This window comes from Advenella incenata, assembly GCF_004217095.1.
Lineage (GTDB): Bacteria > Pseudomonadota > Gammaproteobacteria > Burkholderiales > Burkholderiaceae_B > Advenella > Advenella incenata.
The window spans coordinates 681,219-703,526 of the sequence record NZ_SHKO01000001.1 but is presented as its reverse complement, the minus strand read 5'-3'; the positions used below and the strand labels follow the sequence as shown (position 1 = coordinate 703,526).

At 57.2% G+C, this 22,308-nt stretch carries 18 protein-coding genes; 1 reads left to right on the top strand and 17 read right to left on the bottom strand.

Annotation, left to right across the window (positions count from 1 at the left end; translation table 11 throughout):
• Positions 1 to 89 precede the first annotated feature (89 nt).
• The 15 genes from hisH to EV681_RS03080 all read right to left on the bottom strand — a co-directional run bounded on the left by hisH (position 90) and on the right by EV681_RS03080 (position 17,032).
• Complete coding sequence (gene hisH, locus EV681_RS03150) at positions 90 to 773, bottom strand: imidazole glycerol phosphate synthase subunit HisH (protein ID WP_128393895.1); 684 nt, start codon at positions 771 to 773, stop codon at positions 90 to 92.
• Positions 774 to 789: 16 nt separating this feature from the next.
• Positions 790 to 1,377, bottom strand: a complete 588-nt coding sequence (hisB, locus tag EV681_RS03145; protein WP_128393894.1) for an imidazoleglycerol-phosphate dehydratase HisB — start codon at positions 1,375 to 1,377, stop codon at positions 790 to 792.
• Positions 1,378 to 1,386: 9 nt separating this feature from the next.
• Positions 1,387 to 2,697 carry a histidinol dehydrogenase gene (gene hisD / locus EV681_RS03140; protein ID WP_128393893.1) on the bottom strand — a complete coding sequence of 437 codons (1,311 nt, stop codon included), beginning with the start codon at positions 2,695 to 2,697 and terminating at the stop codon, positions 1,387 to 1,389.
• Between the two features lie 9 nt (positions 2,698 to 2,706).
• Positions 2,707 to 3,375, bottom strand: coding sequence for an ATP phosphoribosyltransferase (gene hisG, locus EV681_RS03135; RefSeq protein ID WP_128393892.1), 669 nt, complete (start codon positions 3,373 to 3,375; stop codon positions 2,707 to 2,709).
• 5 nt (positions 3,376 to 3,380) lie between these two features.
• A complete protein-coding gene (murA, locus tag EV681_RS03130; RefSeq protein ID WP_128393891.1) occupies positions 3,381 to 4,637 on the bottom strand; it encodes a UDP-N-acetylglucosamine 1-carboxyvinyltransferase in 1,257 nt (418 codons plus the stop codon).
• Positions 4,630 to 4,872: a BolA family protein gene (locus EV681_RS03125; protein WP_165392926.1), complete on the bottom strand. Its 243-nt coding sequence runs from the start codon at positions 4,870 to 4,872 to the stop codon at positions 4,630 to 4,632. The genes murA and EV681_RS03125 overlap by 8 nt, the downstream gene beginning before the upstream one ends.
• Before the next feature lie 2 nt (positions 4,873 to 4,874).
• On the bottom strand, positions 4,875 to 5,660 hold the full coding sequence (locus tag EV681_RS03120; RefSeq protein WP_128393889.1) for an ABC transporter permease: 786 nt from the start codon (positions 5,658 to 5,660) through the stop codon (positions 4,875 to 4,877).
• The gene (locus EV681_RS03115; protein WP_128393888.1) at positions 5,657 to 6,457 is read right to left on the bottom strand and encodes an ABC transporter ATP-binding protein; all 801 of its coding nucleotides are present in this window, start codon (positions 6,455 to 6,457) and stop codon (positions 5,657 to 5,659) included. Before EV681_RS03115 ends, EV681_RS03120 begins: the two co-directional genes overlap by 4 nt.
• Before the next feature lie 67 nt (positions 6,458 to 6,524).
• The gene (locus EV681_RS03110; RefSeq protein WP_128393887.1) at positions 6,525 to 7,133 is read right to left on the bottom strand and encodes an MlaC/ttg2D family ABC transporter substrate-binding protein; all 609 of its coding nucleotides are present in this window, start codon (positions 7,131 to 7,133) and stop codon (positions 6,525 to 6,527) included.
• A 185-nt stretch (positions 7,134 to 7,318) separates the two neighbouring features.
• Positions 7,319 to 8,314 carry an MlaA family lipoprotein gene (locus EV681_RS03105; protein ID WP_130303281.1) on the bottom strand — a complete coding sequence of 332 codons (996 nt, stop codon included), beginning with the start codon at positions 8,312 to 8,314 and terminating at the stop codon, positions 7,319 to 7,321.
• A gap of 102 nt (positions 8,315 to 8,416) precedes the next feature.
• Positions 8,417 to 8,962, bottom strand: coding sequence for an outer membrane lipid asymmetry maintenance protein MlaD (mlaD, locus tag EV681_RS03100; protein ID WP_128393885.1), 546 nt, complete (start codon positions 8,960 to 8,962; stop codon positions 8,417 to 8,419).
• Between the two features lie 40 nt (positions 8,963 to 9,002).
• Positions 9,003 to 9,785 carry a lipid asymmetry maintenance ABC transporter permease subunit MlaE gene (gene mlaE / locus EV681_RS03095; RefSeq protein WP_128393884.1) on the bottom strand — a complete coding sequence of 261 codons (783 nt, stop codon included), beginning with the start codon at positions 9,783 to 9,785 and terminating at the stop codon, positions 9,003 to 9,005.
• Complete coding sequence (locus tag EV681_RS03090; RefSeq protein WP_128393883.1) at positions 9,782 to 10,618, bottom strand: ABC transporter ATP-binding protein; 837 nt, start codon at positions 10,616 to 10,618, stop codon at positions 9,782 to 9,784. The genes mlaE and EV681_RS03090 overlap by 4 nt, the downstream gene beginning before the upstream one ends.
• A gap of 185 nt (positions 10,619 to 10,803) precedes the next feature.
• Positions 10,804 to 12,270 carry a glutamate synthase subunit beta gene (locus EV681_RS03085; RefSeq protein ID WP_130303280.1) on the bottom strand — a complete coding sequence of 489 codons (1,467 nt, stop codon included), beginning with the start codon at positions 12,268 to 12,270 and terminating at the stop codon, positions 10,804 to 10,806.
• A gap of 13 nt (positions 12,271 to 12,283) precedes the next feature.
• Positions 12,284 to 17,032, bottom strand: a complete 4,749-nt coding sequence (locus tag EV681_RS03080) for a glutamate synthase-related protein (RefSeq protein ID WP_130303279.1) — start codon at positions 17,030 to 17,032, stop codon at positions 12,284 to 12,286.
• A 326-nt stretch (positions 17,033 to 17,358) separates the two neighbouring features.
• Here EV681_RS03080 and dbpA point away from each other — a divergent pair, with 326 nt between their 5' ends.
• Positions 17,359 to 18,732, top strand: a complete 1,374-nt coding sequence (dbpA, locus tag EV681_RS03075; RefSeq protein ID WP_128393880.1) for an ATP-dependent RNA helicase DbpA — start codon at positions 17,359 to 17,361, stop codon at positions 18,730 to 18,732.
• 31 nt (positions 18,733 to 18,763) lie between these two features.
• On the opposite strand, the gene glpK is transcribed toward dbpA, so the two are convergent.
• A complete protein-coding gene (glpK, locus tag EV681_RS03070; protein WP_130303278.1) occupies positions 18,764 to 20,248 on the bottom strand; it encodes a glycerol kinase GlpK in 1,485 nt (494 codons plus the stop codon).
• A 63-nt stretch (positions 20,249 to 20,311) separates the two neighbouring features.
• Positions 20,312 to 22,210 (bottom strand): LTA synthase family protein, encoded by a 1,899-nt coding sequence (locus tag EV681_RS03065; protein ID WP_130303277.1) that lies wholly within the window; start codon positions 22,208 to 22,210, stop codon positions 20,312 to 20,314.
• Positions 22,211 to 22,308 lie beyond the last annotated feature (98 nt).

Sequence of the window (22,308 nt, the reverse complement as noted above, 5' to 3'; positions counted from 1 at the left end):
ACAATCAGATCATCAAAATAAGAATAAAATTAAAATCATGAACGCATGATGCGGCTTCACAATCCCCCCAACTGCCATGACCTTAATGGTCAGATATCCCAGTTTACAAAATTCCGATAAAGACGCAAGCCATATTGTGCACTTTTCTCGGGATGGAACTGTACTGCAAAGATATTGTCCCGCGCCACAGCACAGGTAAAATTGTGTCCGTATACGGTTTCTCCCACCGAAATGGCGGTTTCTGCCGGATCGACGTAATAACTATGGACGAAATAAAAATAGCTGTCGTCCGGAATGCCATCCCACAATGCATGCGGTTTCGCCTGCCTTACGCGGCTCCAGCCCATGTGCGGCACCTTGAGCAGGCGCGCCTCGTGTTGTACCTGCGCAGCAGACGTATCAGACTGCTCCTGCAAGTTCACGGCAAATTGCGCGCCGGCAAACTTGCGCACCGTGCCGGGAAAAATACCCAGACATGGCACATCGCCTTCCTCACTGTGCTGCATCAGCATCTGCTCACCAACACAGACGCCCAGCAGGGGCTTGCTGTCGGCAGCACGAAGCACTGCTTCCATGAGACCGGAACGTTGCAGGTTGCGCATGCAATCGGGCATGGCCCCCTGCCCCGGAAAAACAATCCGGTCTGCCTTCTCGAGCGCCGCTACATCGGAGGCCAGATAGACATCCGCTTCGCTTGCCGCATGACGCAAGGCGCGCTCTACCGAATGCAGATTTCCCATGCCATAGTCGACAATGGCAATTTTGCTGCTCATGAACGCATTCCCGCCATTACAGCACGCCTTTGGTCGAAGGAATCACGCCTTCGCTGCGCGCATCGGGGGTCAGCGCCATGCGCAGCGCCCGTCCAAATGCCTTGAAAACGGTCTCGGCCTGATGATGCGAATTGGTGCCGCGCAAATTGTCGATATGTATGGTCACCAGCGCATGATTGACAAAACCCTGGAAAAACTCGCGCATCAGATCGACGTCAAAGCGCCCGACATGCGAGCGGGTAAAGGGAATGTGATATTCCAGGCCGGGACGACCGGAAAAATCAATGACTACGCGCGATAAGGCTTCATCCAGCGGCACATAGGAATGACCATAACGGGTTATACCCTTTTTGTCGCCCACGGCCTTGGCCACAGCCTGGCCCAACGTAATGCCGACATCTTCCACGGTGTGGTGATCATCGATATGCACATCGCCTTCACATTTGATGTCAAGGTCAATGAGGCCATGGCGCGCAATCTGGTCGATCATGTGATCAAGAAAAGGCACGCCGGTATTAATGGACTGTTTGCCTGTGCCATCCAGGTTCAGTGAAACCGCAATACGGGTTTCATTGGTATTTCGGGTAATGTCAGCGGTTCGCATAACTTGTCGTCAGGTTGTAGTGTTCAGGCGGTAACGCGCACTCTGCGCGTGCGCAGCAAGGCCCTCGCCATCGGCCAGTTCGGCGGCAATCGCCCCTAGTGTAATCGCTCCTGCCTCGGACACCTGGATAATACTGCTGCGTTTCTGAAAATCATAGACGCCCAGCGGCGAGGAAAAGCGGGCGGTACGTGCAGTGGGCAGCACGTGGTTGGGTCCGGCGCAATAGTCGCCCAGCGCTTCGGACGAAAACCGTCCCAGAAAAATCGCTCCGGCGTGGCGGATTTTCTCGGCAAGCGCAGGCGCATTTGCGGTGGAAATCTCAAGATGCTCGGGTGCAATTTCATTTGCAATAGACACCGCTTCATCAAGGTTTTGCACCAGAATCAATGCGCCGCGATCAGACAGGCTTTTGGCAAGGATCTGGGCACGCGGCATGGTTGGCAGCAGGCGCACGATCGCCTCCTGCACTTTTTCCAGGAAATCGGCATCGGGGCACAGCAAAATAGCCTGGGCCAGTTCGTCATGTTCGGCCTGGGAAAACAGATCCATGGCGATCCAGTCTGCTGGCGTGGTGCCATCACAGATAATCAGGATCTCACTGGGGCCGGCGACCATATCAATGCCTACCGTACCGAAAACCCGGCGCTTGGCCGCAGCCACATAGGCATTGCCAGGGCCGACAATTTTATCGACGGCGGCAATACTGTCGGTGCCGTACGCCAGCGCCCCTACCGCCTGGGCGCCACCGATGGCAACCACGCGATCAACCCCGGCTACCGCAGCAGCGGCCAGCACCAGCGGATTGCGTACGCCATCGGGCGTTGGCGTGACCATAATGACTTCGCCCACCCCAGCCACCTTGGCCGGAATCGCGTTCATCAACACAGAAGAAGGATAGGCCGCCTTGCCACCCGGGACGTAAAGACCAACGCGATCCATGGGCGTGATTTTCTGGCCCAGCACCGTACCGTCTGCTTCCTGGTACTGCCAGGATTCGGTTTTCTGTCGGTCGTGATATATGCGCACACGGTGCGCCGCCTGCTCCAGCGCCTGGCGACGTGCCGGCGCCAGCGCATCCAGCGCAGCCTGGCACTCAGCCTGCGAAATTTCCAGATCGGCCATCGCGCTAACCGGCAAACGGTCGAATTTGGCGGTGTATTGCAGAACGGCAGCATCGCCCCGCTGCCGGACGTCCTGCAAAATGCCGGCAACAGCCTGTTCGATATGGGCGTCTTCGCCGGCCTCAAAAGCCAGCAACTGGCGCAGCTTGCCCGCAAACCCATCGGCACGGGAGTCCAGTCGATTAATTACAGGTTTCATAGCGTCAGATTATCCCTGCGAGGGGGTTGCGTGTTCAAAGGCATCCAGAATGGGCTGCAAAACCGCGGCACGGGTCTTAAGCGCCGCCTGGTTGACAATCAGCCGGGAAGACACGGGCATGACATCTTCGACGGCGACCAGGCCATTGGCGCGCAGGGTACCCCCGGTAGAGACGACATCGACAATGGCGTCGGCCAGTCCGACCAGCGGCGCCAGCTCCATGGAGCCATACAGCTTAATAATATCAACATACACGCCCTTGCGGGCAAAATGCTCACGCGCCACGTTAACGTACTTGGTGGCCACACGCAGTCGTGCGCCCTGGCGCACCGCTGCTTCGTAATCGAATCCTTCACGCACCGCAACGGCCAGACGACAGCGTGCGATATTCAGGTCGATAGGCTGATACAGGCCACCCGGATGTTCTTTGCTGTATTCGTACAGCACGTCTTTGCCGGCGATGCCGAAATCGGCCGCACCATATTGCACATAGGTGGGTACATCAGAAGCGCGCACAATCAAAATCCGCAGATCATCGCGACTGGTAGGCAGTATCAGCTTGCGTGACTGGTCGGGATGCTCGGTCACGACGATGCCTGCCTGCTCCAGCAGCGGCAGCGTTTCTTCAAAGATACGCCCTTTTGACAGGGCCATGGTCAGTTGGGGATTCTGTGTCATGAGTATCAGCTCCGCAGTCGCTGGATGTCGGCGCCCACTGCCTGCAGCTTGTCTTCCATTCTTTCGTAACCACGATCCAGATGATAGATCCGATCAATGATGGTTTCACCCGTCGCTGCCAGGCCAGCAATGACCAGGCTGGCAGAGGCTCGCAGATCGGTCGCCATGACCTGGGCACCCATGAGCTGCGGCACGCCGTTGATCACTGCCGTGTGGCCATCCAGTTCAATGTCAGCGCCCATGCGCATCAGTTCGGGCACGTGCATGTAACGGTTTTCGAAAATGTTTTCGACAACGAATGCAGTACCGACAGCCACTGTATTGAGCGCCAGCAACTGGGCCTGCATATCTGTCGGAAAGCCCGGATATTCACGGGTGCGAAAGCCCACGGCTTTGGGCCGAGTCTGCATCGAAGCGCGAATCCAGTCCGCGCCGGTCTCAATTGTCAGCCCGGCATCGATCAGTTTGTCCAGCGTCGCGCCCATGGTATCGGGCGCGGCATTGCGCAACATGATGTCGCCGCCGGTTGCGCCGACTGCGCACAGGAAAGAACCGGCTTCGATACGGTCGGGCACGACCGTATAGTCTGTACCGTGCAGGCGCTCAACGCCGTCAATCACGATCCGGTCCGTGCCATGCCCGGAAATGCGCGCCCCCATGGAGATGAGCATTTCGGCCAGATCTACTACTTCCGGTTCACGTGCCGCATTCTCCAGCACCGTCTGGCCTTCGGCCAGTGCCGCAGCCATCAGAAACTGCTCGGTACCGCCCACCGTCACCATATCGGTCACAATGGATGCACCCTTCAGGCGCGTAGCGCTTGCCACGACAAAACCGTGTTCTACGGCAATGTCCGCACCCAGCGCTGTCAGACCCTTGATATGCTGGTCAACCGGGCGTTGGCCGATGGAGCAGCCGCCAGGCAGGCTGACCTTGGCCTGCCCGAACCGCGTCAGCAGGGGGCCAAGGACCAGAATGGACGCGCGCATGGTTTTCACCAGCTCGTATGAGGCTTGCAGATTGGTGATCTGGTCAGCCTGCAAATGCACAATGCCGCCGGCTTCCTGGGTGATTTTAACGCCCAGGTCGGCCAGCAGCCGCACCGTGGTGCTGATGTCATTGAGCTGCGGCACATTGCGCAGTGTCACGGGCTCTGCCGTGAGCAGCGCAGCGCACAGAATCGGCAAGGCCGCGTTCTTGGCGCCAGAAATGCTGATTTCGCCGTTCAGGCGTTGCCCGCCGACAATTCTGAGTTTATCCATGCTTGCGGTACTCTTCGGGGGTCAGGGTTTTCATTGAAAGCGCGTGAATTTCGGCTTTCATTCTTTCGCCCAGCGCTGCATACACCGCCTGGTGCCGTGCAATGGGGCGCTTTCCTTCAAAAACAGCGCTAACGATGAGCGCTTCGAAGTGCGAGCCATCGCCGCGCACTTCAATGTGCTCACAGGGCAGGTGCGATTCGATGTATTGCTGAATCTGTTCGGGGGTAGGTAACATAGTCATGTCCGGAGTTTATATCCCTGCGCAAGCAAACGCAGGGCGTAGGCAGAGAGCAACACGAAAAAGGCTGCCACCACGGCAACACTATGCCATGGCGAGACATCCGATACTTCAAAAAATCCGTAACGGAACCCGTCAATCATATAGAAAACCGGATTCCAGTGCGATACCGACTGCCAGAATGGGGGCAGCGAGTGAATAGAATAAAACACACCCGACAAAAAAGTAGCGGGCATGATCAGAAAATTCTGGAATGCCGCCAACTGGTCAAATTTTTCCGACCACAGCCCCGCGACAATACCCAGCACAGCCAGAATACAACAGGACAGCACCGCAAACACCAGCACCCACAGAATGCTGGCCGGCCATATAGGCACGAAGAACGACGCCATGATCCAGATGCCCAGACCGACCACCAGGCCGCGCAGGACCGCCGCAATCACATAGGCGGAGAAAAACTCGTAATGGGACAGCGGCGGCAGCAGCACGAAAACCAGGTTACCGGTAATCCGACTCTGAATGAGCGAAGACGATGGGTTGGCAAAGGCATTCTGCAGCATGCTCATCATCATGAGCCCGGGAATCAGGAAGGCCGTATAGGGAACCGAATCGTACATTCGGACCCGGTCTTCCAGCACATGGGCAAAGACCAGCAGGTACAGCATGGCCGTCATGACCGGTGCGGCAACCGTCTGGAATGCGACTTTCCAGAAGCGCAGCAGTTCCTTGTAGAGCAGGGTCGGAAAGCCCGAACCGAACTTAATGTCTTTTTGCAGGGGGTTCACGACGCAATCTCCTGCTGCAGGCCGTTATGCATGATATGCACGAAAGCTTCTTCAAGATCGCGGCCGCCCACGCGCGCCATCAGCGCTTGCGTGGTATCGAGCGCAACAATCTGCCCCCGCTTGAGCAGCGCAATGCGGTTGCACAGGGCCTCGGCCTCTTCCAGATAGTGTGTGGTAAGCATGATGGTGTGGCCACTCTTATTCAGCCGCACGATAAAGTCCCACAAGCTGCGGCGCAGATCCACGTCAACGCCGGCAGTGGGTTCGTCCAGAATGATCACGGGCGGACGGTGCACCAGCGCCTGGGCCACCAGCACGCGCCGCTTCATGCCGCCAGATAACGCGCGCATATTGGCATCTGCCTTGTCGGTCAGGCCCAGGTTATGCAAAATTTCATCGATCCAGTCGTCGTTGCGGTGAATACCGAAATAACCCGATTGCAAACGCAGGGTTTCGCGTACGGTGAAAAACGGGTCGTACACCAGCTCCTGCGGCACCACACCCAGCGAGCGACGGGCCTGTTTGTACTGCGCCGCAACGTCAAAACCGCAAATACTGGCAGTGCCTGCGGAGGGCTGAGACAGCCCGGCCAGCAGGGAAATCAGCGTTGTTTTGCCGGCCCCATTAGGACCCAGCAGGCCGAAAAACTCACCTTCTTCAACGGTAAAGCTCACATTATCGAGCGCACGAAACGGCGCGCTCGCAGGATCCACCCGGGACGGCAGAAAACGCCGCCAACCCGCGTCGCGGGCACTGTTATAGACTTTGGAAAGATGTTGTACTTGGACGGCGGACATGAATATAAAAAAATGCTTGCCTCACCAATGAAGCAAGCATTCCATTATAGCTCATACGCCCGTAGAATCAGCGATTGAGTGCCTTGATCAGGCCATCAATGCCGCCCTGCGAGATCTGACCGGCAAACTGATTGCGGTAATTCTGGATAAGCCAGATGTTTTCAACGTTCAGATCATAGATTTTCCAGCCGCTGCCAGCCTTTTCCAGGCGATAATCGACCGAAACAGGTCCCTGGCCGGCCGTAATGGTCGAGCGCACGACCACATCACTGGCGTTTGCATCACCACGGAATGGCTGCATGGTAATGGTGGTGCTTGGCGTCACATTGCGAAAAGCGCCGCTATAGGTCCGCAGCAAAGTCTGCTTGAATCCGTTAACCAGCGCCGAACGCTGCTGCGCAGTGGCCTGACGCCACGGCTGACCCACCGCCAGACGGGTGGTCTTCTCCATGTTGATGTGCGGCATCAGGTACTGCGTGACAATGCCGTTGATGGCGCTAACATCGCCGCCTTTGGCCGCTTCATTCTGGTTCACGGCCTGCAAAGTGTTATTGGCGATCTGCTCGACGAACTGATTCGGATCCTGGGCAGCCACAGCAGCCTGCATGGCACCTGCCGAAAGGAACCCGGCGATCATGGCGGCCTGGGTGGTCCTGAGAATACCTGCGAATTTCATACGTGATCTCCTTTCTGATCTGTGACGTGACAGTCCGGACTGGCCGGTGCCTGCCCAATTGACTCATTGTATTTCCGAGGATACATGGGAAATGTCAGCAAGAGTAAAAGAACCTGCCGAATGAAACAGCCTGAAAGGAATGGGTCAACTATCCCATTTCAGGCTGTTGTATTCATGCGCGCGAATTACTTGCCTTCCGGGTCCGTATAAACGGGAACCGATGGATCCGCATTGGCGGGAGCACTCGCAGGCGCTCCTGCAGGTTTTTGCCCAACGGCTGCAGACGGCTCAGTGGCCGGCCTGGATGCACTTTGGGCAGCGTCCCCTGCCGGGGCCGCTTCCGGATCATCGTACACCGGCACATTGGGATTGGCAGCAACGCCAGCGGCACCTGCACTGCCCGCCTCAGGGTCATCGTATGACGGCAGATTGCTGCTACCGGCCTTATTCTGCCCGTCTGGCTGATCCAGCACGACCGGACCCAATTTCTGATTGAGCAAGGCCTGGCGACGTTGCAAATAGGCATCGCGCAGGAAGCTGTATCGGTCCAGCGCGACATCATTCATGAGATCGCTGGCATTGAGCAGATTGGCTCGAGAGTTGACAATACTGATACCCCAGACCGTGTTGCGCACCGGCACATCACTGATGGCGCCGGGCGAAGCATAGACCGCAGATCCACCGAAGCCGTCGCCTACCGTGCCTGCGGTATCGCGAATCGTTGACGGGCCCAGCAACGGCAGAACAAAATAAGGTCCCTGGCCTATGCCCCAGACCCCAAGGGTGGTGCCAAAATCGTTCTGGATGCGCGGCGCGCCTTTCATGGAGGCAACGTCGATACACCCGCCCAGGCCCATGGTGGAGTTAAACAGCACCCGGCCGAAGGTATTGACCGAATCAAGGCCGCGGCCCTGCAAAAAGCTGTTCACCCCCGACCAGATGTCGCCGAAGTTATTGAAAATATTGGTAACGCAGGTACGCACAGGGCTTGGCACCACCGCCTGGTAGCCCTTGGCCACAGGTGTGAGCAAATTGCGATCTACCGCGTCGTTGAACGCGAACATGTTGCGGTTATAGCCTTCCAGCGGATCGCCGGGCGTCGGATTTTTGACCGAAGCACAACCGGCGAGCACCACCAGCGCGGAAGCCAGACCAACCAGACGTATTTGAGTTTGTTTCATAGGAGACTCGTTATTTTATGTCGACAGGCCCGTTCCGGACGGTGATTTACCACTCGGACTGCACCGCCTTGCGTTAACCTAAATATACCAGTATTTGAGCAGTTATTGCACAGGCGCCGGCGCAGAGGCAGGCGGCGTCAGCGCTGGTGCATTTTGCTGCTGGCCCGCATCGCCACTACCCGATGCGCTGGAGCCTTCCGATTCTGCCTTGGAAAACAGGAATTTACTAATCAGCTCTTCCAGCACCACCGCACTCTGTGTATAGATAATTTCACTGTTGTCTGCCAGGTTTTTCTCTTCAGCGCCCGGCGTCAGGCCCACATATTGCTCACCGAGCAATCCCGAGGTCATGATGGAAGCCGAACTGTCTTCGGGAAATTGATAGCCGTCCTCGATATCCATACCCACCACCGCCTTAAACACTTTATTGTCAAAGTCGATGCTGCTGACCCGGCCAACCACCACGCCATTGCTTTTGACCGGAGAACGCACCTTGAGCGCGCCGATATTCTCGAACTTACCGGTGACATGATAGGTTTGCCCGATAGAAAAGGTTCTGAGGTTACCTGCCTGCAACATCATAAACACCGCAGCCAGAATACCCAGCAACACGAACAACCCGACCAGAAAATCTGTTTTCTTACTCATTTGAATTTAACCTTTTTCGTGTGCACGTCACAAAACGCGACTAACCACCGAACATCACTGCTGTGAGCAGGAAATCGAGCGCCAGCACCAGCAGCGAACTGACCACCACCGTGCGCGTTGTGGCGCGCGCCACACCTTCCGGCGTGGGTCGCGACATCCAGCCCTCATAGACTGAAACTAGCATGACTGCCAGACCGAACACCACGCTTTTGATGAATCCCGCCAGAATATCGTCCCGAATATCGACAGCGCTTTGCATTTGCGACCAGAATGAACCGCCATCTACGCCAATGAGCACCACCGCAACCAGCCAGCCGCCAATAATACCGACAGCTGAAAAAATCAGCGCGAGAATCGGCATGGCGATCACGCCACCCCAAAACCGCGGAACCACAATGCGTCGCAACGGGTTAATGCCCATTACTTCGATGGCCGCGATCTGCTCGCCGGCCTTCATCAAGCCGATTTCCGCAGTAATGGACGTACCGGCCCGGCCGGCAAACAGCAGCGCGGTTACCACCGGCCCCAGTTCGCGCACCAGACCAAGGGCCACCATGACGCCCAGCGCCTCTTCGGAACCATAACGGGTGAGCGTGTAATAGCCCTGCAAACCCAGCACAAAGCCGACAAACAGGCCCGATACCGCGATAATGATCAGCGAATAATTGCCGATAAAATGAATTTGCTCAATCACCAGCCGAGGGCGCTTGAACACCACGCTGCTACGCGCCAGGATGTCCAGAAAAAACCGGAAGCAGACGCCCAGGGTCAGAATGGGACGCGTAACACGCGCGCCCAGCGCGGTAATAAAATTGACGATCATTTGACGCCCTCACGATGACGGCTGAGCCAGCGGTCGAAATCGTCAGACGGCGGATACTCAAACACCACCGGTCCGCTGGAAGCGCCCTTGAGAAACTGCCGTGCCAGCGAATTGTCAGACTGGCGCACTTCGTCTGGCGTGCCCGACACCACCAGGCTGCCATCGCCAACCATGTAAACCTGGTCAGCAATCAGGAAAGACTCTTCCAGATCATGCGTGATGAGCACTGTGGCGCAGCCCAGCTTGTCGGTCAGGCTGCGGATCAGACGGGCCGTCATGCCAAGCGAGATCGGATCCAGCCCGGCAAAGGGCTCGTCAAACAAAATAATCTCGGGCTCCAGCACAATGGCCCGGGCCAGTGCCACCCGGCGCGCCATGCCCCCTGAAATTTCGGAAACACTCAAATGCGCAGCGCGTTTGAGCCCGACCTGGTCCAGTTTATCGAGCACCTTTTCCAGAATAACGGCTTCGCTATCCTTGCTCAGTTCGCGCAAGGGGAAGGCCACGTTGCCAAATACGCTCAGGTCTGTAAACAAGGCACCTTGCTGGAACAACACGCCCATGCGACGACGCACGGCACCCAGTTGCTGGGGCGTCATGCGATTGACATCGTGGTCAAAGACCGTGACGGTCCCTTTCTGGGCGCGAAGCTGGCCGGTTGCTGCACGCAACAAGGTGGTCTTACCGGAACCGGAACCACCAATAAGTGCAACGACTTCGCCTTTGTATACTTCGAGATTCAGATCCCGCAAAATGACGCGTGTATCGTAACCAAGGGTGACGTCCGCAAACCGGATAACCGGCGGGGAGGAGTGACGTGACTCTACTGTCATCAAAGAAATTTCTTGAAAAAGAGACCCTATTGTATCTGTTTAACGGGAGTTGGTAAAAACAAAACGCAAAAATGCGCAAGTACCTGTTCAACGTATAAACAGACACTTGCGCATATGCAAGACAAAATGATGCAGCTATTGTGTAATGCAGCGTAACAATTGCTTCACTCTGCCCGAGGGGACAATCAGCGTGGCAGCAGTGAGGCGCCCATCAGAAATTCATCGACTGCGCGCGCGCACTGACGACCTTCGCGGATGGCCCAGACCACCAGCGACTGGCCACGTCGCATATCGCCCGCCGTGAACACTTTGTCCCGGGAGGTGCGATAGTTTTCAACGTTGGCCTTCACATTGCCGCGCTGGTCTTTCTCTACTCCGAATGCGTCCAGTACTGCTGCGACGGGAGACACAAAGCCCATGGCCAGAAATACCAGATCCGCTTTCAGCTCAAATTCCGACCCTTCGATTTCCTGCATTTTCATCTGCCCGGTCGCTTCGTCCTTGACCCATTCCACCCGTGCGCAGACCACTTTTTTGAGCTTGCCCTTGTCACCCGTAAAGCATTTGGTGGTAATGGCCCAGTCACGCTCACACCCTTCGAGATGCGAAGACGAGGTACGCAGCTTGGCAGGCCAGTAGGGCCAGCTCAGCGCCTTGTTTTCGTGCTCTGGCGGCCGGGGCATCAGCTCAATCTGCGTGACCGATGCCGCCCCCTGGCGGTTACTTGTACCGACACAGTCCGAACCCGTATCGCCGCCACCAATCACAATAACGTGCTTGCCGGCAGCCGAGATCTGGTTGGCGATACGGTCGCCCGCATTGCGCTTGTTTTGCTGACGCAGAAAATCCATGGCGAAATGAACACCACCAAGCTCACGGCCTGGCACCGGCAGATCGCGCGGCATCTCGGCGCCACCAGCCATGATAACGGCATCAAATTGCCGATCCAGCTCGGCGGTCGTGATGACATTTAAGCCATCTTCGGTGGCATCGCCGGCGGCGCCCACGTAGGTGGATGCCTGGAACTCAACGCCTTCGGCTTCCATTTGGGATACGCGACGCTCGATCAGGCTCTTGTCCAGCTTGAAGTCGGGAATACCGTAGCGCATCAACCCGCCAATACGATTGCTTTTCTCAAAGACCGTCACACTGTGACCGGCGCGTCCCAGTTGCTGCGCAGCAGCCAGCCCTGCAGGGCCGGAGCCGACTACAGCGACTTTCTTGCCGGTTTTTTTCAATGGCGGTTGCGGCACGACCCAGCCTTCATTCCAGCCCTTGTCGATAATGGCATGCTCAATGGATTTGATGCCGACCGGATCATTGTTGATATTGAGCGTACAGGCCTCTTCACACGGTGCCGGACAAATGCGTCCGGTAAACTCGGGAAAGTTGTTGGTCGAATGCAGAACCTCGAGCGCCTGCTTCCATTGCTGGCGGTACACCAGATCATTCCAGTCGGGAATAATATTGTTGACCGGACAGCCGGTATTGCAGAACGGAATGCCGCAATCCATGCAGCGTGCGCCCTGCACCTGTGCCTGCTTGTCGTCCAGCGCCAGGACAAACTCTTTATAGTGCTTCAGGCGCGCACCGGGCGCCTCGTACGATTCGGCGACCCGCTCGAATTCGATAAAACCGGTAATTTTACCCATGATAGATCTTTCCTTAAGCTGCTTTGCGGGCGGTTTGTTCTGACTGCCAGATTTCTGCCAGTGCACGTTTATAGTCGGTCGGCATGACCTTGACGAATTGCTTGCGGGCCTTGTTCCAGTCGCCCAGCAAATCGCGCGCACGGAAACTGCCGGTCAGGCGGAAGTGATTTTCCACCAGCGTGCGCAGGATCGATTCGTCGGTCTGACGCTCCTGCCCGCGCTGGACACAATGCCAGCCTTCCTGCCGGTTTTCCTTGAGCTGATCGTCGTGTGCGGCGACCTCGCCCAGTTCGACCATTGCCATATTGCAACGCAACTTGAGATCACCTTCGGGGTCCCACACATAGGCCACGCCCCCAGACATACCGGCAGCAAAGTTGCGGCCTGTTTCGCCCAGCACCACGACCGTACCGCCGGTCATGTATTCGCACCCATGATCGCCGGTGCCTTCCACGACCGTAGCGGCGCCGGAGTTGCGCACCGCAAACCGCTCGCCAACCACGCCATTGAAATAGGCATCACCGGCCAGCGCGCCATAAAGCAATGTATTGCCCGCAATGATGTGATCCGGCCCGTAGCCGCGGAAGTCATTGGGTGAGCGCACGATAATGCGACCGCCCGAGAGCCCCTTGCCCACGTAGTCATTGCCTTCGCCAACCAGATCGAAAGTAATGCCGTGCGCCAGGAAGGCGCCAAAACTCTGGCCTGCCGTGCCGTTCAACTGAATGTGAATCGTATCGTCGGGCAGCCCTTCATGGCCATATTTGCGGGCAACCGCGCCCGACAGCATGGAGCCGACCGTCCGGTTGCGGTTGCGTATAGGTACAATGAATGACACTTTTTCACCGCGTTCGAGCGCTGCCTTGCTGCGCTCCAGCAGTTGAATATCCAGCGCCTTGTCCAGCCCGTGGTCCTGCTCTTCGGTGTGCCGCACAGAAGTGTCCACATCAGGCTGATGAAAGACATTGCTAAAGTCCAGCCCACGTGCTTTCCAGTGCTCGATGCCGGCACGCGTATCCAGCAGATCGGCGCGACCAATGAGGTCGTCGAACTTGCGGATACCCAGTTGCGCCATGATCTCGCGGACCTCTTCGGCAATGAAGAAGAAGAAATTGACCACGTGCTCGGGCTTGCCCTGAAATTTCTTGCGCAGCACCGGATCCTGCGTTGCCACGCCTACCGGGCAGGTGTTCAGATGGCATTTGCGCATCATGATACAGCCTTCAACCACCAACGGCGCCGTTGCAAAGCCGAACTCATCGGCTCCCAGCAACGCACCGATGACCACGTCCCGGCCGGTTTTCATCTGGCCGTCCGCCTGCACTCGTACGCGACTGCGCAGCTTGTTCAGCACCAGCGTCTGCTGGGTTTCCGACAGGCCCAGTTCCCACGAGGTACCGGCGTGCTTGATGGAAGAAATGGGCGATGCCCCTGTGCCACCGTCATGCCCGGCAATCACAATGTGATCGGATTTGGCTTTGGCTACCCCGGCGGCAACCGTCCCTACACCCACCTCGGAGACCAGCTTGGTGGAGATGGATGCCGATGGATTGACGTTTTTCAGATCATGGATCAATTGCGCCAGATCTTCGATGGAGTAGATATCGTGATGCGGTGGCGGGGAGATCAGGCCGACGCCCGGTACCGAGTATCGCAGTTTGGCAATGTACTCGGACACTTTATGGCCGGGCAACTGACCGCCCTCACCAGGCTTGGCGCCTTGCGCCATTTTGATCTGGATCTGATCGGCACTGGACAGATACTCTGCGCTCACGCCGAAACGGCCCGATGCAACCTGCTTGATTTTTGAACGCAATGAATCGCCATCCTGCAGCGGCACATCGGCTTCAACGCGATCTGCGCCCAGCACCGAGGCCAGCGTATCGCCTTTTTTGATACCGCTGACGCCAGTGCGCAATTCGTTGCGGTAGCGCAGCTCGTCTTCACCGCCCTCACCGGTATTGGATTTGCCGCCAATGCGGTTCATGGCCACGGCCAGCACCGAGTGCGCTTCGGTCGAAATCGATCCCAGCGACATGGCGCCAGTGGCAAAGCGCTTGACGATGTCCTTGGCGGGCTCCACCTCTTCCAGCGCAATGGCTTTGGCCGGATCAACGCGAAATTCAAACAGACCGCGGAACGTCATGTGACGGCGCGACTGATCATTGATCAGTTGGGCGTATTCCTTGTAGGTGCGATAGTTATTGGCACGGGTGGAGTGTTGCAGCTTGGCAATCGAGTCGGGCGTCCACATATGCTCTTCCCCCCGAACGCGATACTCATACTCGCCGCCGGCATCCAGGGCATTTTTCAGGACCGGATCTTCGCTGTATGCCGCCTGATGCAGACGCAGCGCTTCTTCAGCTACCTGGAAGACATCGATCCCTTCAATTTTGCTTGGCGTGCCGGAGAAATATTTAGCGACCAGCGCCGATTGCAGGCCGACTGCCTCGAAAATCTGCGCGCCTGTGTATGACATATACGTGGATATGCCCATTTTGGACATGACCTTGTTCAGGCCTTTGCCCACGGCTTTCACATAATTGTTGACTGCCTTTTCCGGCTCCGGAAAGCCAGCCAGGGTTTCCATGACCAGATTCGGATAAATCGCCTCGGCACCAAAACCACCGAGTAGCGCAAAGTGATGCACTTCGCGCGCCGAGCCGGTTTCCACAACCAGGCCGGTGGCAGTGCGCAGGCCCTCGCGAATCAAATGCTGATGCACGGCCGAGGTGGCCAGCAAAGCCGGAATAGCCACCCGCTCGCCGTCCATATTGCGATCGGACAGAATCAGGATATTAAGCCCGCTGCGAACCGCATCCACGGCACTGGAACACAGTGCAGCAACACAGGCCTCGATACCTTCGCTACCCCAGCTTGCCGGATAGGTAATATCCAGCTCGGCACTGCGAAACTTGTTGTCGGTATATTTTTCAATATCGCGCAACACCGACATGCCGGCAAAGTCCAGGATCGGCTGGGACACTTCGATCCGCTGCGGCGGATTAACGTTGTTGATATCCAGCAGATTGGGCTTGGGACCAATAAACGACACCAGCGACATCACCAATTGCTCACGAATCGGGTCGATAGGCGGATTGGTCACCTGCGCAAACAGCTGACGGAAATAGTTGTAGAACGACTTGGGACGGGATGACAGAACAGCCAGCGGCGTGTCGTTACCCATGGAGCCAATGGCCTCTTCGCCATTTTTTGCCATGGGCTGGATAATGAATTTGAGGTCTTCCTGGTTCCAGCCAAAGGCCTGCTGACGATCCAGCAAGGCAGCCGGTGAACTCACCGCTTGCGGATGGTTTTTCTCATGAATGAGAATGTCATCGAGCTTGACGCGCAGACGCTTGATCCACTGACCATAGGGACGGTTATTGGACAATTGTGATTTGATTTCATCGTCGCCAATGATGCGACCCTGCTCCAGATCAATCAGCAGCATGCGACCTGGCTGCAGACGCCATTTTTTAATAATGCGGTTTTCCGGGACCGTAAGGGTGCCGGCCTCGGACGCCAGAATCACCATATCATCGTCGGTAATCAGGTAGCGGGCGGGACGCAAGCCGTTACGGTCAAGTGTGGCGCCGATCTGGCGGCCATCGGTGAAGGCGACTGCCGCCGGGCCATCCCAGGGTTCCATCTTGGCCGCGTTGTACTCGTAGAATGCACGACGATTCTCGTCCATCGTGGCGTGCTGCTCCCAGGCTTCCGGGATCATCATCATCATGGCATGCGACAGCGAATAACCGGAGGTCACCAGCAGTTCCAGGCAGTTGTCGAACGTAGCCGTATCAGACTGCCCCTCATACACAATCGGATAGAGTTTTTTCAGGTCGTCGCCAAGCACTGCCGATTCCATCATCCCTTCACGGGCACGCAACCAGTTGAAGTTGCCCTTGACGGTATTGATCTCGCCGTTATGAGCGATCATGCGATAGGGGTGGGCCAGCGGCCACGCCGGGAACGTATTGGTGGAAAACCGCTGGTGCACCAACGCCAGCGCAGACACGGCACGGGTATCGGCCAGGTCGCGATAGTAGATGCCAACCTGGTTGGCCAGCAGAAGCCCTTTGTAGACAACGGTGCGCACCGAGGCCGAAGGTACAAAATACTCCTGACCATGCGCCAGGCGCATATTTTGAATCGCGTGGCTGGCGGTCTTGCGAATAACGTAAAGCTTGCGTTCCAGCGCATCGGGCACCATCACGTCCGGCCCGCGGCCGATAAAGAGCTGGCGAATAAGCGGCTCGCAATCGCGCACGGTGGGCGACATTTCCATATCATGATCAATGGGTACATCACGCCAGCCGAGCAGGACCTGACCTTCATCGCGCACGGCGCGTTCCAGCTCCTTCTCACAGGCCAGACGGGAAGCCGTTTCCTTGGGCAGGAATACCATGGCCACTCCGTATTCACCCTCGGCAGGCAGCGTCACGCCCTGCTTGGCCATTTCCTCACGGTAAAGCGTATCGGGAATCTGAATCAGAATCCCGGCGCCGTCGCCCATGAGCTTATCGGCGCCCACGGCACCCCGGTGATCCAGATTTTCAAGAATCTTCAGACCCTGCTGAATAATGGCATGGCTTTTGCGGCCTTTGATATTGGCCACAAAGCCGACACCACAGGCGTCGTGTTCGTTGGCCGGATCATACATGCCCTGCGCTTTGGGCATGCGATGAGGACGATGGCCAATGGCAGAGGCGTCGACAACCGACACCTGACCATCGAAAGAAGATGAATGAACTGACATAGGAAAACTCCGCAGAGTGCTGCGTAAAAAAAATGCGCCGCGATTGGACCGGGATACTTCTTAATTCTTAAAACGTCTTAAACGCTATCGTGCAGCGCAATAAGGGAGAAGAAAGAATACTGCGATTCCCTATGCGTGGCAAGAAAATTAAATAGGGACGCACCCTAATATAACACGCACTATTTTGGTTCAATTTTAATTAGGGACGGATCATTAATTATGACGGTTTCAGGTACAATAAGTCATCGATTTCATTGCGCTTTTCCTATCGCGCTTATTTTTTAGCAAGGCCGCATCGCTTGCGCCTTCGTCACCATCAGGCCACCATGTCTTTTTCCACCCTTCCCCTTTCCGACGCCCAGCAGAAAAATCTGGCCGAACTCGGCTTTAAAACGATGACGCCGATTCAGTCCGCCAGCCTGCCGGCCGTCCTGGAGGGCCGGGATGTCCTGGCCCAGGCAAAAACCGGAAGCGGCAAGACACTGGCCTTTGCGCTGGGCCTGTTGCAACGGCTGAACCCTGCCTACTTCGGTTGCCAGGCGTTGGTCCTGTGTCCTACCCGGGAATTGGCCGAACAGGTTGCACAGGAAGTGCGCAAGCTGGCACGCGCGCTGGGCAATATCAAAGTGCTTGCACTATATGGGGGCACAGCATTGAAGCCGCAAGCAGAATCGCTCCAGCATGGTGCGCATATTGTTGTGGGCACGCCCGGCCGGGTGCTGGACCTGGTTGACCGCGACGTCCTTAATTTGTCTGCCGTCAAGGTTTTGGTGCTGGATGAGGCCGATCGCATGATCGACATGGGCTTTTACGAAGACATCAGCGCGATTACCCAGGCCTGCCCGCTCAAGCGACAGAACTTGTTGTTCTCGGCAACCTTTCCGCCCGCGATTCTCAAAGCCAGCGAGGGATTCCTGATGAATCCGGTGCATGTGCGCACGGACGACAAGCCTGACCATCCCGACACCGAGTCGTGGTTCGTGGCCACCGAAGACGCCGACCGGTTTGAAACTACCGCCACACTGCTCAATGCCTATCGTCCCGTCTCTACACTGGCCTTTTGCAACACCAAGGCTCAATGCGAAGCACTCTCCGACTCCCTGCTGGAGCGCGGCATCGAAGCCCGTACACTGCATGGCGATATGGACCAGCGGGATCGCGAAGATGTGCTGGTCGATTTTATCGGGCAAAGCTGCTCCGTGCTGGTGGCCACCGATGTGGCCGCAAGGGGCCTGGATATTGCCACGCTGGATGCGGTGATCAATGTCGATATGTCGCCCAACGCCGAAACCCATATCCATCGCGTGGGCCGCACCGGCCGGGTCGCCGGACGAGGCGGACTGGCACTCACCTTGTGCACGCCCAAAGAGAAATTTCGCGCCGAGCGCATTGAACAGGCGCTGGGCAAGCCGCTGGCCTGGCTGGACATGAATACGCTCAAACGCGCTCGCGGCGCCTTCACGCCCCCGATGCGCACGATCTGCATTCGTGGCGGCAAGAAGGACAAGCTGCGCCCAGGCGATCTGCTGGGGGCGCTGACCAAAGACCTGGGCTTGCAAGCCGATCAGGTCGGTAAAATCAGCCTTTTTGATTTTGTAGCCTTCGTGGCAATTGACCGCAGCATTGCGGAAGATACGCTGCAACGCCTGAGCCAGCGTCCCATCAAGGGCCGCTCATTCCAGATGCGCTTTTTGAGTTGAACCTGGCAGCGCGGGCGGGGTCGTCCAGCCATCAGGTGCCGCTAATCGTTTGCCCAACTGCCTTTTCCCACTGCTGCATGCACGCCTGCGCCTGGTCCCGGCTCATGGCGGGCTCAAAGGTTTTATCGATACGCCACAGCTGTTCAATCTGCTCAACGTCGGACCAGATGCCGCACTGCAGCCCTGCCAGATAAGCGGCGCCCAGCGCGGTCGTTTCCACCACTTGCGGGCGTAACACCGGGATACCCAGCAGATCGGCCTGAAATTGCATCAGCGCATCATTGACACTGGCGCCGCCATCTACCCTTAACTGCTCCAGCCCCGCGCCATCACGCGCCATGGCTGACAGCAGCGCGGCGCTCTGATAGGCAATGCTCTCGACTGCTGCGCGGGCAATGTGCGCTGCGGTCGTGGCGCGATTGATGCCGACCAGCGTCCCGCGGGCGTCTGCGTTCCAGTACGGCGCGCCCAGGCCGGTAAAGGCAGGGACGAACATGACGCCACCCGTATCAGGAACCGACTGGGCCAGCGCCTGCACATCCCGACTTCTTTTAATGATCCCTAGTCCGTCACGCAACCACTGGACGGCCGCGCCGGCTACAAAGACACTGCCTTCCAGCGCGAACTCCGGCTGTGGCTGGCCATATTGAGCAACCCGGGTCGTGAGAAGCCCATTTTCAGAAGCGGTAAAACGCGTACCGGTGTGCAGCAGGGCAAAGCAACCGGTGCCATAGGTGTTTTTAGCCATTCCGGCCCGCGTACACGCCTGGCCAAAAAGCGCACTATGCTGATCGCCCGCCACGCCGCAAATGGGCAGCGCATAACCCAGCAGTTCGGCCGGGATATCGCCATAGTGGGCGCTGGAGGCCATTACCTGCGGCAACAGGCTGGCGGGAATCTGGAACAGATCCAGCAATTGCGGGTCCCACTGTCCCGTATGCACATTGAACAGCATGGTGCGCGACGCATTGGTCACATCGGTGGCGTGCACCTTGCCGCCGGTCAGTTGCCAGATCAGCCAGCTGTCAATGGTGCCGAACAGGAGTTCGCCTTTTTCGGCACGTGCCCTGGCCTGCGGCAGATGCTCCAGCATCCAGGCCAGTTTGGTCGCAGAAAAGTACGCATCCAGGCGCAGGCCGGTCTTCTCCAGAATCATGGGCTCATACCCCTGGTCGCGCAACTGACGGCACAACGGTTCGCCCCGACGATCCTGCCATACGATCGCCGGCCCCAGGGGTTCACCTGTAGCGCGGTCCCATAACACTGATGTCTCGCGCTGGTTGGTGATGCCAACTGCGCGCACCCTGGCAATGTCTACCGCGGTCTGATGCAGCACCTTTTGCATGGTGACCAGTTGGGTACGCCAGATTTCAACTGCATCATGTTCGACCCAGCCAGATTGCGGATAATGCTGCGTAAACTCCTGCTGGGCAAGACCAACAATTTGCCCGTTGCGATCAAATAAAATGCTGCGGGAACTGGACGTTCCCTGATCTAGCGCCAGCAGATAATCCATGGTTGGCTCTCCGAAAATAAGTTCAGGCTGGCGCACCCCAATACGAGTGCACGTTACCTGCGATCAACGTTGTTTCGGCACAGTATAGCTTTTATCCCGGTAAACACTGAAGGGCCACAACGCATGAGCGCGCGCCAGCCTCACCAGCGCCTCATCGGACACCATGGGTTCAAACGACTCGGGCGCCGTATAGCGAAACTGCTGCGGATCCAGATGCGGCTCCAGCACCGTCAGGTGCTCGCCTTGCAGGTAGCCGTAGCGGTCACCATATTGCATGATGGCGCGGTCAGGCGTCTGCCGGGTCAAATCCTGGCCGATCATCGGGTGTTCACAAGCGGCGCCGGCCAGCGACAATAAGGTGGGCGCCAGGTCGATCTGACTGATAAGACGATCGTCGCGACGCGGCGCGACCGTGCCACCCAGAATAACGGCAGGAATATGAAAATGCTTCAGAGGGATCAGCTCGGCGCCGAACACCCGCGAATCATGGTCGGCCACCACCACAAACACGGTATTGTTCCAGTAGTCCCGCGTTTTGGCGGTTTCAAAAAACTGCCCCAGCGCATGGTCGGCATAACGAACGGTATTTTCCACGGTAGCCGGGTTGCCGGTAGTCTGGATACGGCCCTCGGGATACTCCCAAGGCGAATGATTGCTCACGCTGAAGGCTAGCGTGAGCACGGGCTCCTTGCGCGAGGCATCCTCCTGCAGCAGGCGATCCAGCTGATTGAACATATCTTCGTCGCAATAGCCCCAGGTGCCCAGAAACGCCGGATCCTTGAACTGCGGGCCGTCAATCACCTCGCGAAAGCCATTGCCCAGGAAGAAGCCTTTCATATTGTCGAAATGGGCTTCGCCACCATACAGAAAGCGGGAATGATAGCCATGCTGCTGGCCCAGTACGTCGGCGATCGTAAAGAAGCCGCTTTGCGCTCCAGGCAATTTGAATACCGATTGGGTGATGGTGGGTGGAAAGCCGGCGGATAGCGCCTCCAGCCCACGTACGGAGCGGGTGCCAGTCGCATAGGCACGGGTAAAGCCCCATCCCTGTTCGTACAAGGCATCCAGATTGGGCGTCAGCGACTGCCCGCCCAGCGTCTGCACATATTGCGCCCCCAGGCTTTCTTCGACAATCAAAACGATATTAAGCGGCCTGGCGCTGCTGACTGACACCTCCTGCCGGTGCCGGGTTGCGGGCCCCGTGCCTGAATCAGCAGCTACGTCAATACCGGCCGCCTCGCACACAATCTGGTTCATCTGCTCGACCGGCATCTTGCCATAGACGTCTTCGGCCGACATCTCGTACTTCATTGCATAGATGGCGTACTGCAGGCTATACATGGAGTTCAACGCCAGACTATTGACCATGCCATCGCCGGCGAATGCCACGGTAGACGGGTTGATGGGGCGCTTTTTCAGCGTCCCGCGAATCATGAGAAAGCACAGAGCCGCGTAGACCAGCGATTCAATGGGCCTGAGCCACCATGGGCCAAGCAGCGCCGACGTATAGCCTGAAAACAAATGCAGGGCCAGCGCAATCATGCCGGCAAAAAACAGCAGCCCCAGCGCCAGCACTTTTTTGTATCCTCGCCACAGCATCCCGGACACCTCTTTGGGGTGTTTCAGATACTCAACGAACAACCGGTTCGGACGGGAATCGTATTCATCAATAAATTGCGGCGTGCAGATTTCCATGAATACGCAGCCGAGCCACCACACGCCGAACCAGACTGCAGTCACGGTAACGAACCACTGGCGATCTTCCAGCCAGGGCATCAGCACCGCGGGCAACGCAACGTAGGTTGCGATCTGGTTCATGTCCATGCGCAATCCGCCCAGGAACACGCGGCCGATACCGTGGGCCGCCTGAACGCGCCTGCGCTGCCAAAGCACTAATAAAACACGACTGACAAAAAATACGAGAAACAGCGCCAGGACAAACGTAAGCAGTTGATATCGCAAAATAATTCCAGAATCAGCAGGAAACAGTGGAGTATACGCAACTCTACTGGGCCGAGTGTAAAATTTTTGTAAAACCCTGACCGTTTGCTACGACCTGT